The organism is Agathobacter ruminis, from assembly GCF_002735305.1.
GTDB lineage: Bacteria > Bacillota > Clostridia > Lachnospirales > Lachnospiraceae > Roseburia > Roseburia ruminis.
This window is the reverse complement of the sequence record NZ_PDYG01000003.1, coordinates 42,178-54,751: the sequence shown is the minus strand read 5'-3', so window position 1 is coordinate 54,751 and position 12,574 is coordinate 42,178. Positions and strand designations below refer to the sequence as shown.

The window sequence follows — 12,574 nt, the reverse complement described above, 5'->3', positions numbered from 1 at the left end:
CGTTTACATGAAACACTCATGGAATTGCCGAAAGGGGAAAATAGCATCTATCTGCCTGGTGACAATGCTTATCATGTTGTTTGGCTCATCATCTGCCCTGGCAACATATGATTTGTCGCCAAAGAAATTTACTGTAAAATTTGCGGAGTCGGAGGAGAGTAATTATACAGATTTGTATATGGCCGGTGCCGATTACGAAGTTTATCTGATTGCGCAGATGGATGAAGAGGGGGACTATCAGGTAAAGGATGCCTACAAAGACACCGGCGTACAGGACATTGTCGACAAAGCCAATCAGTCTGCTGATGTGACAGCCGATGAACTACTTGCGGTATCGGACGAGATAGAGGCTTTGATTGCCGATGAACAACCGGATGAAACCGGAACGGTCGGTGAAAGTGTCTACATCGTTCCGGGACTGTATTTCATCCATCTTGATGAAGTCAGGACGGGATATCATACCTATCAATTCCTTCCTTCTATGGCATTTGTCCCGAACCAGGATTCGGTAAGCGTCAAAGTGGAACAAAAGCCTTTGACGGCTGAACTTACAATTACAAAGACTTTGAGTGCTTATGACAATCTGACGGGTGCCCCGATGTTTGTATTTGATATCACAGCGGTGGATGACCAAAACAAGGTGGTTTATTCGGATGTGGTAGGCATGCGCTTCGAAAAAGCCGGCACACAGAGCATTACCATCAAAGATATTCCTGCAGGAAGTACAGTGACCGTCAAAGAACTGGATGCAGCCGCTTCCTACAGTATTTCGTCATCGGCTGAAATTGTATTAAACAAGATTACGGAAAAAGAGAGTAATATTGCAGAGTTTGTAAATGATTACAACCACAGACTGGTATATGGTACCGGAGTGGTAAATCATTATACGATACATGAAGATCAACAGGCAAACGGTGATACAATTTACAGTTGGGAGTGGACGCAAGAATGAGAAAATTTAGAGCAAAAATGATTCTGCCTTGTCTGCTTTTATTATTGGCGACAGGATTTGCTGCAGAAAGGATATATGCATATTTTACAACTTATGTCACAGCAAAAGGTACCGTTCCGATTCGATTGGGTCATGAGACTGAATTGCATGAGGAATATCGTGACTGGAAAAAGACCATCTCTGTTGAAAACGTGGGAGAAGTTCCGGTATTTGTGCGTGTCAAGGTGATCTGCGGCAGCCAGTTCCAAGTAAAAGTCACAGGTGATAAGTGGACGGAAAAAGACGGCTATTATTACTACAAGGATGTCGTTGCGGTTGGCGAGACAACGGATTCCATTGTCGCTGCAATCGAAAAATCCAAGGATGTAATCAGCGATTTTAATATTATCGTCATCCAGGAATGTGTTCCTGCGATGTGCGATGAAGACGGCAATATGTATGTGCCGGAATATGCTGACTGGTCGATGCAGGCCGAATATACAGTAGATGAGGAGGCAGACCATGAATAAGAAGAAGCTTCCAAAATGGCTAGTAATCAGCGGTATGATTATGCTGGGCGCTTCATTGTCCGGTACAGCAGCCGCAGCATTGAATTATTACAGCCAGAATTATATCGCCCAGATGGATGTCAAATCGATTGGTGTGACATTAAATGAAAATGATAAAGCAATCAGCTGGCGTGATTATACACACAGCAATGATACATGGAAAGAGCATAACGGAGATCTTTTGACCAGTATGCTTTCCGATGCGGGCGATGATCAATTGATTTTGAACAAGCATTACAAAGAAGAATTGTCCGTGACAAACAGCGGCACAATCGATGAATATGTTCGAGTTCAGCTGTATCATTACTGGGTTACCCCGACCGAAGACGGGGAGCTGCAAAAGCGCACAGACCTGGATCCGCAGGATATTCTGATTGGCTATACCGGCAACGAAGAGTGGGTTGAGGATACCGATTCCCGTACTTCGGAAAAGAGCGATTGGTATTATACAAAGATACTCACACCGGGGAAGACAACCTCATTATTGTGTGACTATATTGCAATCAACGGTAAGATTGCATATAAAGTACATGAAACCTCGACAACGGAAGAGTCGACAGATGAAAACGGTGTGACACATAAATATACCAATATCATTTCCACCTATGATTATGATGGAACATCTTTTGTTCTCAGAGCGGATGTCGATGCAGTGCAGACTCATAATGCGAAAGATGCGATTCTTTCTGCATGGGGTGTGAATATGGATGTCAAAGCAGATGGCACTCTTTATCTGTTGAATAAGTAAGGAGCAGTGAAGTGATGAAAAAAATCAAATACTATTTTTTGACGATGTTGCTCCTGCTTCATATGGGAAGCGTGGCAATATATGCAAATGATACGACCACAGAGGCCGGTGATTGTGAGTTCACAGGCAAAGAAATGAAAAGTACGTTTGACTCGACTACCGTAGCTGCATCAGTGGCTGAGATGGAGCCGGGTGATACGGTGGCATTTGCAATCAATATTCATAATAACAGTGATGTTGCAACAGACTGGTACATGTCCAATTCCGTACTTCAGTCACTCGAAGATGCACAGGCAGTGGCTGAAAATGGTGGATATACTTACATCCTTACTTTCGAGCCGAAAAACGGAAAAGTTGAAACCTTGTACAGTAGTGATACTGTTGGCGGAGATTCCAACTCATGGTTCTCAAAGACAAACGGTGGCCTGTACGAAGCGACAAACTCATTGGACCATTTCTTTTTCATTACATCATTAAAAGAAAACGAGAGCGGAGTTGTAAAGCTTCAGGTTGGTCTCGACGGAGAGAGCCAGGGCAATATCTATCAGGATACCCTCGCAAAATTGATGATGAATTTTGCTGTTGAGACACCGACCAAGACGGTTTTGCCAAAGCATCCGCATCCGGTGAAGACAGGAGATATTTTCTTCCTTGGTGCGATTGCATTGATGGCAGCCGGTATGATTCTGATTTTGCTTGGTTTTATCAAGCAACGTAAACAAAAGAAAAATCAGACTGCAGTGACGGCCATTCTGTTGATTGCAATGATTGGCATTTCCGGTCTGCTTCGTCCGATGATATTATTTGCAAAGAATTCCAATTATACCTATACCGTTTCTATTTCGGCAGGTAATCATGGAACTTTTGCAGATGGAACCTGCGTATATGTCAACAAAGCAGCCGGCAATCATGCTTCGGTTCATTCCAAACGCGTGAAAGCCGGTAACAGACTTGTCATCACGGGACTGGAGTATGGCGATGTGTTAAGCTGTACCGCGCAGACTGTGGTGACCGTTGATACCAAGAAATATTATGTGCGCGGAATCCGTCTGGCGGGAAGAGACAACAATACCGTATCCAAATCATCTTTTACCGTGGAAGAGGATCAGGATTATGTTGTTGCATATGGAATCCCGGCGGATTTGACAGAATATACGGTTCGATATGTAGATGAAAATAATGTCGAAATTGCAGAAAGCCAGACATTTTACGGTAACATCGGAGATGAGCCTGTAATCGCATATCGTTATATTGAAGGATATGTTCCTCGCGATTACAATCTCTCATTTGTTCTTTCCGCTGATCCGGCAGAGAATCATTTTGATTTTGTATACCGTGCCGTTACAGGGGAGAATCCAGAGAATCCGGAAAATCCGGAGAATCCAAACAATCCGGAGAATCCAAACAATCCGGAGAACCCAAACAATCCGGAGAACCCACAGAATCCGGAAAATCCGGATAACGGAGATGATGTTGTGGTCATCCCTAATGATGATGTACCGAGAGATGACGGACCGGAAGATCCGGGACCGAATGAAAAAACAAATATTGAAGATGAAGATGCTCCGAAATCCGCCAATGATAATGTGGTTACATATTTGAGCGAAAGGGGCCTGCTTTTTCCGTTTATGTTTGGTTTGGTAGTGCTGGTAGCATTGATTACGGTGACCATCGTGGTAGTCAGAAATCAAAAAAAGCAGCAAAAGATTGAAAATCAAGAAAAACAAGAGTGATTTTAGTTGAAAAAATTGCGAACTATGCTATTATATTCTATGTGCGACTTTTTTTATTGAAGTTGTACCTGAAATCTAAATATCAATATTATTTTTAGGAGGAATTGCAAAATGGCAAACAAGTGGGTTTATACCTTCCAAGAAGGTAACATGACCATGCGCAACTTACTTGGTGGTAAGGGTGCTAACCTTGCAGAGATGACTGAAATCGGTCTTCCTGTACCGCAGGGATTTACCATTACTACTGAAGCATGTACTCAGTACTATGAGGACGGACGCAAGATTAACGATGAAATCATGGGCCAGGCTATGGAAGGTGTAGCTTGGATGGAGAAAGTTAACGGAAAGAAGTTTGGAGATCTTAAGAATCCTCTTCTTGTATCTGTTCGTTCAGGAGCTCGTGCTTCAATGCCAGGTATGATGGATACCATCCTTAACCTTGGATTAAATGATGAAGTAGTAGCAGCTATGATCGCTGGTAACCCAGATCCGGCTTTCGAGCGTTTCGTATATGACTCATATCGTCGTTTCATCCAGATGTTCTCTGACGTCGTAATGGAAGTTGGTAAGAAGTACTTCGAGCAGCTCATCGATGAGATGAAAGAGAAGAAGGGCGTTAAGTTTGACGTAGATCTTACCGCTGCTGATTTAAAGGAACTTGCTTCTCAGTTTAAGGCTGAATACAAGAAGCAGTTGGGAGAAGACTTCCCTTCTGATCCTGTAGTACAGTTGAAGCTCGCTATTGAAGCTGTATTTAAGTCATGGGATAACCCACGTGCTAACGTATATCGTCGTGACAACGACATCCCTTATTCATGGGGAACCGCTGTAAACGTAATGCCAATGGTATTCGGTAACTTAAACAACGAGTCCGGTACAGGTGTTGCATTTACTCGTGATCCTGCAACAGGTGAGAACAAGCTTATGGGTGAGTTCCTCATCAATGCACAGGGTGAAGACGTAGTAGCTGGTGTTCGTACTCCAATGCCAATCGCTGAGATGGAGAAGGAATTCCCAGAAGCATATGCTGAATTTATCAAGGTTTGTGAGACTCTTGAGAACCACTACCATGATATGCAGGATATGGAATTCACAGTAGAAAACAAGAAGTTATACATGCTTCAGTGCCGTAACGGTAAGAGAACTGCTCCTGCAGCTCTTAAGATTGCATGTGACCTTGTTGATGAAGGACATAAGACACCTGAAGAAGCAGTAGCAATGATCGATCCTCGTAACCTTGATACACTTCTTCATCCACAGTTCGATGCTGCTTCACTTAAGGCTGCAACTCCACTTGGAAAGGGTCTTGGAGCATCTCCGGGAGCTGCTTGTGGTAAGGTTGTATTTACAGCTGATGATGCAGAAGCATGGGCTGCAAGAGGAGAGAAGGTCGTACTTGTACGTCTTGAGACTTCTCCGGAAGATATCACCGGTATGAAGGCTGCTCAGGGTATCCTGACTGTTCGTGGTGGTATGACTTCACATGCTGCTGTAGTTGCTCGTGGTATGGGAACTTGCTGCGTATCCGGATGTGGCGACATCGCTATGGACGAGGAGAACAAGAAGTTCACTCTTGCCGGAACTACATTTACTGAAGGTTCTGAGATTTCTATCGACGGAACAACAGGTAACATCTACGCTGGATTGATTCCTACCGTTGACGCTAAGATCGCTGGTGAGTTCGGCCGTGTAATGGCTTGGGCTGACGAGTTCAGAAAATTAAAGGTTCGTACCAATGCAGATACTCCTGCAGATGCTAAGAAGGCTCGCGAGCTTGGAGCAGAAGGTATCGGACTTTGCCGTACAGAGCATATGTTCTTCGAGCCGGAAAGAATTGCTGCTTTCCGTGAGATGATCTGCTCTGATACAGAAGAAGAAAGAGAAGAAGCTCTTGAGAAGATTCTTCCTTATCAGCAGGGAGACTTCAAGGCTCTTTATGAAGCTCTTGAAGGATGCCCAGTTACCATCCGTTTCTTGGATCCACCTCTTCATGAGTTCGTTCCTACAGAAGCTGCTGATATCGAGAAGCTTGCAAAGGCTAAGAATAAGTCTGTAGAAGAAATCAAGAACATCATTGATTCACTTCACGAGTTCAACCCAATGATGGGACACAGAGGATGCCGTCTTGCTGTAACTTATCCTTCAATTGCTAAGATGCAGACAAAGGCTGTTATCCGTGCAGCTATCGAAGTACAGAAGGCTCATCCGGATTGGAATGTTAAGCCTGAAATCATGATCCCACTTGTATGTGAGGTTAAGGAACTTAAGTACGTTAAGAATGTAGTAGTTGAGACTGCTGATGCAGAAATCAAGGCTGCTGGCGTAAACCTTGAGTACGAAGTAGGTACCATGATCGAGATTCCTCGTGCAGCTCTTACAGCTGACGAAATCGCTAAGGAAGCTGACTTCTTCTGCTTCGGTACCAACGACTTAACTCAGATGACATTCGGATTCTCTCGTGATGACGCTGGTAAGTTCTTAAATGCTTACTATGATACAAAGATCTTCGAGAACGATCCATTCGCTAAGTTGGATCAGAACGGTGTTGGTAAATTAATGGAGACCGCTATCAAGCTTGGTAAGCCGGTTAATCCTAACCTTCACATCGGAATCTGTGGAGAGCACGGTGGAGATCCTTCATCTGTTGAATTCTGCCACAAGATTGGTCTTGATTATGTATCATGTTCACCATTCCGTGTTCCGATTGCACGTCTTGCAGCGGCACAGGCAGCTATCGCCGAGAAACACTAATTGAAAATGCGTTATTTTTGGGAACATTTGAGATTCCAAAATCTTACATACAGAAAGCTGCAAAGCTCTACTATGGAGAGCACCGCAGATTTCGGTTCCCGGAAAAGCTTGAATTTAAGCTGTTTCTTGTATAGGGAGTCATTTTGACTCCCTATATTTTTACCTAAAAATGAAAAAAGTTTTGGGTATAAGCTTATAGGCAAAAAAATTTTATACAAGATATATTTGATGCGTTCTGGGAATTAGTATAAGGTAATTCCAAGGACGCATTTTTGTATTTGAAAATGAATAGTGCAACATGTTGCACTTTGAGGAGGGTTTGAAAATGAGCGATTTTACAGCAAAAAAGCTAAAAGAAGCAAGGAATGCAGCAAATTTATCTCAGGAACAAGTGGCAAAAGCATTAGGAATAAGTAAAAGAAAAATTATTTCTTTAGAGGCAAATGAGCATCCACTTACTACAGATGATTTACTTGAGTTTGCAAAACTCTATAAGGTAGATGTTCGAGAATTATTATTAGAATCTTACGCCGAGGAAAGTGAAGAGCAGATTCTTTGTAATCGATACATTTCTTTATGTAGGTTATACGACCAGCTTTCTATTAAGGATAAAGAAGATATTTTCTGGGTAATCAAGCAAAGAATTGCAGGATTAATCTAGATTCTGTGTCTCAAGTTAGGTTTTGATTTGATATAATTTAAAACGAAGGAGGCTTAATTTTGGAAAATGGACTTGAAATGTATAAAGCATTTATTGATGGTTTAGTAGAGAGAAAAGATAGTGTACGAGGAAAATGGATTCTTGGCAATGGATATCCCAATACAGATGAAAATAGAGATATAAATGAATTTTTATCAATGTTATCAAATGAACAAAAGAGAATTATAGTTCAGATGGTAATAGAAGCTAGAGAAAGCGGAATCCATGATACTTTGCAATATATGAATGAAATGATGGATTGTAGGGATTTGGTATTAAGTCAAAAAGGAGAGCCATATCCATACGACCATTTTGATAGTATGTATTATGATTTTATTGCTAGATGTGCAGGAGACGAGTGGCCCGAATAAATAATTGAATATTGAACGTTACATAGCAGTTATCTCAAATCGAGATAGCTGCTTTTTTTGCGCTCATTTTGCGCAGTAACTATTCACTATTCAAAGGAGGTAGACAATGGACTACGAGAAATTCAAACAGGACATGGAGCAGGATGTACGAAAGAATCTTGCAAACAGGGGAATCGAAGCAGAGACAGCTGTTCAGCACATTGATAAGTTGAACGATGGGTACGATGCTTTGACTGTGAAAGCACCGGGAAGTGTGATTGGTGTAAATATCAATCTCAGCAGTGCTTTTGAAGCGTACGAGGATGGAAGAGATTATATCGATATCGTGGAGAGAGCTTCTGATCAGGCTGCCAAGGGAATCACAGAATCGAAGAGCTTTGATATCGATAAGGTCAATGATTATGACCAGATGAAACAGACGCTTTCCATGGAAGTGGTTTCAGCAGAGAGAAATGCTGACATGCTTGAGAAGGTACCACACAAGAACATCGAAGACATGGCAGTGGTATATCGCTTTGTTTTGGATGCTTCAGATGAGGGCAGAGCCAGCATTCTGGTGACAAATCAGCTTCTTGATTCCTATGGCATCACAGCAGATCAGCTTCATGAAGATGCTATGACGATTGCTCCGGAACTTCGCCCGGCAGTGATTAAGACTATGTCTGAGACATTGCAGGAAATGATGGGCGATGAGGCCTTTATGATGATGGGCATGCCGATTGCACCACCAGAGAATGAGCCACTTTTTGTAGCCACAGTTCCAGATAAGGTGCAGGGCGCCAGCGTACTTGCTTACCAGGATTTCATGGAGCAGGCGGCTGAGAGAGTTGGCGGTGATTTCTATGTATTGCCTTCATCGATCCATGAAATTCTCTTGGTAAGAGATGATGGAAGTATGAATCGTGCTGATTTGGAAGACATGGTTCGTACGGTAAATGCTACCGAGGTTCAGCCGGAAGATATCCTTACAGATAGTGTTTATCACTATGATTCTAAGGATAAAGTCTTCGAGCTGGCTGAGAAGTTCGAGGAGCGTACCGCCGCAAAGCAGCGTGAATCAGCTCTTGATAAGCTTGCTGATAAGAAGCGTGAAGCTCCAATTCATGAAAGTGTCACTCGTCCTCATGACCGTGGTGGCGAGGCGTTGTAATGAATAAAAAGACAGGCAAGAAGCCCTCTGCCTGTAGAGGATGTCCTTACGGGAAGCATCAGCCATGCATCGGCTGGTGCACCCGTAAAATCCTAGAAGAGATGAGATTGTTAAAGGAGAAGAAAAAATGACGTTTGATTATTTCTATGGCCGCGAAAGCGACCTTTTTTCATTTGTACGAATTCCAAAGCTTCTGTTCAAGGAAGAACGTCTAAAGCGTCTGTCGTCGGACTCCAAGATTCTCTATGGTCTTCTCCTGGACCGTATGAGCTTATCCGCAAAAAACGGTTGGCAGGATGATGATGGCAGAGTGTATATCATCTACACCATCGATGAAGTGCAGGATGAACTAGGATGTGCCAATAAGAAGGCTGTAAATATCCTTGCAGAGCTTGAAGATATCGGGCTTATCGAAAAGAAACGTCAGGGCTTAACCAAGCCAAATCTCATCTATGTAAAGAACTTTTCATCTGAAGTGTTAAAGGAACATTTCCAGAAATGTCAAAATGACACTTCAGGAAATGTGGAATTGACAGGTCAAGAAGTGTCAAAAGGACGAACAAATAATACTGATAATAACAATACTGATTTTAGTAATACTGATTCTATTCCATTCCATTCTGACAGAATACGGCTCTATCGTGAGTCGCCACAGGAAAATGGAATGGAAGGGAATGGAAATGATGCATTACAGATTCGTAAAAAATATCAGGATTATGTGGCTGAGAACATCAGCCTTGAGATTTTAAAAGAGCGATATCCATATCAACGAGAGCTGATATATCAATTAGCAGAGCTGATGGTGGATGTCCTTTGTTCGACCAAGGATCACATCTGTGTTGGAAAAGAGGACAAACCGGCACCGATTGTGAAGGCACAGTTTATGAAGATTAATTCCATGCATATTGAGTACGTGTTAGAAGGGCTTCAGAAGAACACGACTCTGGTTCGTAATACAAGGCAGTATCTGATCACGACGCTTTATAATGCGCCGCTGACGATAGATGCCCATTACGACACGCTTTTTAACCATGACAGAGCAAATGGATTGATTTAGGAGGAGAAAATGAGTAAGTCACAGGTGATTGCACTTGTTAATCAAAAAGGAGGTACCGGGAAGACCCAGAGCACAGAAAACTTAGGTGTTGGGCTAGCTTCTAAAGGGAAAAAGGTTTTGCTTGTGGATATGGATCCGCAGGGTTCACTTACCATCAGCCTTGGACATCCAAAAGCAGATGAGCTTCCTGTTACCGTGGCGGACATTATGGCGAAGGTTCTTCGGGAAGAGCCAATCGCACCGGGGGAAGGGATTCTTCATCATCCGGAAGGTGTGGATTTGATGCCAGCCAACATTTCTTTATCAGGAATGGAGGTATCCCTGGTAAATGTCATGAGCCGCGAACAAGTGCTAAAGGAATATATTGATTCCGTAAAAGGCAATTACGATTATGTGCTGATTGACTGCATGCCATCTCTTGGGATGCTTACCGTAAATGCGTTAGCTGCTGCGGACAGATTAGTGATTCCGGTTCAGGCTCAGTACCTTTCAGCCAAAGGTTTGGAGCAGTTGCTTCAGACAGTAAACAAGGTTAGGCGACAGATAAATCCGAAGCTAAAGATTGATGGCATCCTGTTAACCATGGTGGATGGCAGAACAAATTATGCGAAGGATATCAGCAACCTGATTCGTGATACCTACGGTAGCAAGCTGAAGGTTTATAAGACAGAGATTCCACATTCTGTTAGAGCTGCAGAAATCAGTGCAGAAGGGAAAAGTATCTTTGCGCATGATCCAAAAGGGAAGGTGGCAGAAGCCTATCAGAATTTAACAAAGGAGGTGCTGAAGAATGAAGAAAGAGCGCTCAAACATTCAGCTGAGCAGTTACGATGATATTTTTGGAAATGATGCATCGGCTGATAAGGCAGGTGCCGTGAATGGTGATACGGTGGTAGACATTCCACTGGATGAATTGCATCCCTTTCGGAACCATCCCTTTAAGGTTCGTGATGATGCTGATATGGAAAAAACAGTGGAGTCCATTCAAGAGTTTGGTGTATTGCAACCAGCTATTGTTCGACCAGACCGCGATGGAGGCTATGAAATCCTGTCAGGACATCGAAGACATCATGCCTGCCAAATAGCAGGGATTGAGGCACTTCCTTGTATTGTAAGAGATTTGGATGATGATGCAGCTACGATTTTGATGGTGGATTCGAATCTGCAAAGGGAAGAGATACTGCCAAGTGAGAGAGCATGGGCTTTTAAGATGAAGTTGGATGCGATGAAAAGGCAGGCAGGAAGACCTTCAAAAGAAAATTGTGGTCAAGTTGACCACAATTTAAATGGTGTGAGATCAAGGGATATTTTAGCTGAGCAAGTAGGAGATAGTGCCAAGCAAATTCAGCGCTATATCCGCCTCACCAACCTAGATCCAGAGCTTCTTCAATTAGTAGATGATAAGCAAATGGGCTTTAATCCAGCCTACGAGCTTTCATTCTTAAATCCAGAACAGCAGAAAGACCTTCTTTCAGCTATTGATTATGCCCAGGCGATTCCTTCTTTATCTCAGGCACAGCGAATTAAGAAGCTGGCGTTGAATGGTGAGATTACCCAGGAAGGAATGAACATCATTCTTTCTGAAGAGAAGAAACAGGACTTGGATCGAGTCACTTTGAAGCATGACACTTTAAAGAAGTACTTCCCAAAGTCTTATACGCCAAAGCAGATGGAAGATACTATTATCAAGCTACTTGACCAGTGGCAGAAGAAACGTAATAGAGATATGGAACGTTAGGAGGTGATTCTATGCAGGAAGAGATTGAAGAGAAAACTGTCCGACTTGTGATTACTACCACAAAGCTTTCTGTTAGTTCATTCATTGCTGGAGTGAAAGCTTACTTGAGACATCGGCAGAAAAAGCAGCTGGCAGCTATTGATGAGCATATCCAGGGCAAGCAATCCATCGATGAACTGATTAAGCAGAATCAAGGAGTAACCAGCATGGTAGTCGGCGATGAAGGGCTTCGTACTTTTGAGCGTATTGCAAAGAAGTACGGTGTAGACTTCGCTGTTATGAAGGACACTTCTGAGAAGCCACCGGTGTTTACGGCTTTTTTCAAAGCCAGAGATACCGATGCCATGGAAGCTGTGGTGAACGAATACAGCAAGAAGATGGTAAAGAAGCAGGAGCGACCAAGTGTGCTTGCGAAGCTTCATAAGTTTATTGAGATTGCAAAGAAACAACCAAACAAGGCAAAGAACAGAACACAGGAGATGACGCGATGACCAAAAAGCAGAAACGACTGATCCTGTTAAATATTCCTTATGTGCTTATTGGATTATTTGCGACAAATCTGGGAGAGGCTTGGAGAATATCGCAGACGATAGATGCGGTAAATGAAGTGGGAGCTCTAGCGCAGGCATTTCCAATAGCGCTTCAGAATTTCCTTCCAAGCCTGCATACCTTTGATTTGATGGTCGGTATTGCTTTTGGTATTGGAATGAAGGTTGTTGTTTATGTAAGAGGTAAAAATGCTAAGAAATACCGTCATGGTGCAGAATATGGAACGGCACGATGGAGTGCATAATTTTAAGTGTAAAGGAAGCCTATATGGACGCAC

13 protein-coding genes are annotated in these 12,574 nt (G+C 42.9%); all 13 read left to right on the top strand.

Annotated features, from left to right (window positions below; all coding sequences use genetic code 11):
• Positions 1–64: 64 nt before the first annotated feature.
• The 13 genes from CSX02_RS01055 to CSX02_RS00990 all read left to right on the top strand — a co-directional run bounded on the left by CSX02_RS01055 (position 65) and on the right by CSX02_RS00990 (position 12,541).
• Positions 65–952: a DUF5979 domain-containing protein gene (locus CSX02_RS01055; RefSeq protein WP_099385301.1), complete on the top strand. Its 888-nt coding sequence runs from the start codon at positions 65–67 to the stop codon at positions 950–952.
• On the top strand, positions 949–1,461 hold the full coding sequence (locus CSX02_RS01050; protein ID WP_099385300.1) for a hypothetical protein: 513 nt from the start codon (positions 949–951) through the stop codon (positions 1,459–1,461). Before CSX02_RS01055 ends, CSX02_RS01050 begins: the two co-directional genes overlap by 4 nt.
• Complete coding sequence (locus tag CSX02_RS01045) at positions 1,454–2,248, top strand: hypothetical protein (RefSeq protein ID WP_099385299.1); 795 nt, start codon at positions 1,454–1,456, stop codon at positions 2,246–2,248. The genes CSX02_RS01050 and CSX02_RS01045 overlap by 8 nt, the downstream gene beginning before the upstream one ends.
• A 14-nt stretch (positions 2,249–2,262) precedes the next feature.
• Positions 2,263–3,981 (top strand): MucBP domain-containing protein, encoded by a 1,719-nt coding sequence (locus tag CSX02_RS13465; protein ID WP_189281267.1) that lies wholly within the window; start codon positions 2,263–2,265, stop codon positions 3,979–3,981.
• 111 nt (positions 3,982–4,092) lie between these two features.
• A complete protein-coding gene (gene ppdK / locus CSX02_RS01030) occupies positions 4,093–6,732 on the top strand; it encodes a pyruvate, phosphate dikinase (protein WP_099385298.1) in 2,640 nt (879 codons plus the stop codon).
• A 325-nt stretch (positions 6,733–7,057) separates the two neighbouring features.
• Entirely contained in the window at positions 7,058–7,393 is a 336-nt protein-coding gene (locus CSX02_RS01025) for a helix-turn-helix transcriptional regulator (protein WP_189281265.1), read from the top strand.
• 59 nt (positions 7,394–7,452) lie between these two features.
• Positions 7,453–7,803, top strand: a complete 351-nt coding sequence (locus CSX02_RS01020; RefSeq protein WP_099385296.1) for a DUF6547 family protein — start codon at positions 7,453–7,455, stop codon at positions 7,801–7,803.
• Positions 7,804–7,909: 106 nt separating this feature from the next.
• A complete protein-coding gene (locus CSX02_RS01015) occupies positions 7,910–8,953 on the top strand; it encodes a DUF5688 family protein (protein WP_189281263.1) in 1,044 nt (347 codons plus the stop codon).
• A gap of 127 nt (positions 8,954–9,080) precedes the next feature.
• On the top strand, positions 9,081–10,010 hold the full coding sequence (locus tag CSX02_RS01010) for a DUF6017 domain-containing protein (RefSeq protein ID WP_099385295.1): 930 nt from the start codon (positions 9,081–9,083) through the stop codon (positions 10,008–10,010).
• A 9-nt stretch (positions 10,011–10,019) separates the two neighbouring features.
• Positions 10,020–10,844 carry a ParA family protein gene (locus tag CSX02_RS01005; RefSeq protein ID WP_099385294.1) on the top strand — a complete coding sequence of 275 codons (825 nt, stop codon included), beginning with the start codon at positions 10,020–10,022 and terminating at the stop codon, positions 10,842–10,844.
• Positions 10,801–11,748: a ParB/RepB/Spo0J family partition protein gene (locus tag CSX02_RS01000; RefSeq protein WP_099385293.1), complete on the top strand. Its 948-nt coding sequence runs from the start codon at positions 10,801–10,803 to the stop codon at positions 11,746–11,748. Before CSX02_RS01005 ends, CSX02_RS01000 begins: the two co-directional genes overlap by 44 nt.
• 11 nt (positions 11,749–11,759) lie before the next feature.
• Complete coding sequence (locus CSX02_RS00995) at positions 11,760–12,239, top strand: PcfB family protein (protein ID WP_099385292.1); 480 nt, start codon at positions 11,760–11,762, stop codon at positions 12,237–12,239.
• Complete coding sequence (locus CSX02_RS00990; RefSeq protein WP_099385291.1) at positions 12,236–12,541, top strand: conjugal transfer protein TraG; 306 nt, start codon at positions 12,236–12,238, stop codon at positions 12,539–12,541. The genes CSX02_RS00995 and CSX02_RS00990 overlap by 4 nt, the downstream gene beginning before the upstream one ends.
• The last annotated feature ends 33 nt before the right edge of the window (positions 12,542–12,574 follow it).

Coding starts and splice junctions, on each gene's coding strand:
- CSX02_RS01055 (WP_099385301.1), top strand. CDS start 65: ATGCTTATCATGTTGTTTGGCTCATCATCTGCCCTGGCAACATATGAT.
- CSX02_RS01050 (WP_099385300.1), top strand. CDS start 949: ATGAGAAAATTTAGAGCAAAAATGATTCTGCCTTGTCTGCTTTTATTA.
- CSX02_RS01045 (WP_099385299.1), top strand. CDS start 1,454: ATGAATAAGAAGAAGCTTCCAAAATGGCTAGTAATCAGCGGTATGATT.
- CSX02_RS13465 (WP_189281267.1), top strand. CDS start 2,263: ATGAAAAAAATCAAATACTATTTTTTGACGATGTTGCTCCTGCTTCAT.
- ppdK (WP_099385298.1), top strand. CDS start 4,093: ATGGCAAACAAGTGGGTTTATACCTTCCAAGAAGGTAACATGACCATG.
- CSX02_RS01025 (WP_189281265.1), top strand. CDS start 7,058: ATGAGCGATTTTACAGCAAAAAAGCTAAAAGAAGCAAGGAATGCAGCA.
- CSX02_RS01015 (WP_189281263.1), top strand. CDS start 7,910: ATGGACTACGAGAAATTCAAACAGGACATGGAGCAGGATGTACGAAAG.
- CSX02_RS01010 (WP_099385295.1), top strand. CDS start 9,081: ATGACGTTTGATTATTTCTATGGCCGCGAAAGCGACCTTTTTTCATTT.
- CSX02_RS01005 (WP_099385294.1), top strand. CDS start 10,020: ATGAGTAAGTCACAGGTGATTGCACTTGTTAATCAAAAAGGAGGTACC.
- CSX02_RS01000 (WP_099385293.1), top strand. CDS start 10,801: ATGAAGAAAGAGCGCTCAAACATTCAGCTGAGCAGTTACGATGATATT.
- CSX02_RS00995 (WP_099385292.1), top strand. CDS start 11,760: ATGCAGGAAGAGATTGAAGAGAAAACTGTCCGACTTGTGATTACTACC.
- CSX02_RS00990 (WP_099385291.1), top strand. CDS start 12,236: ATGACCAAAAAGCAGAAACGACTGATCCTGTTAAATATTCCTTATGTG.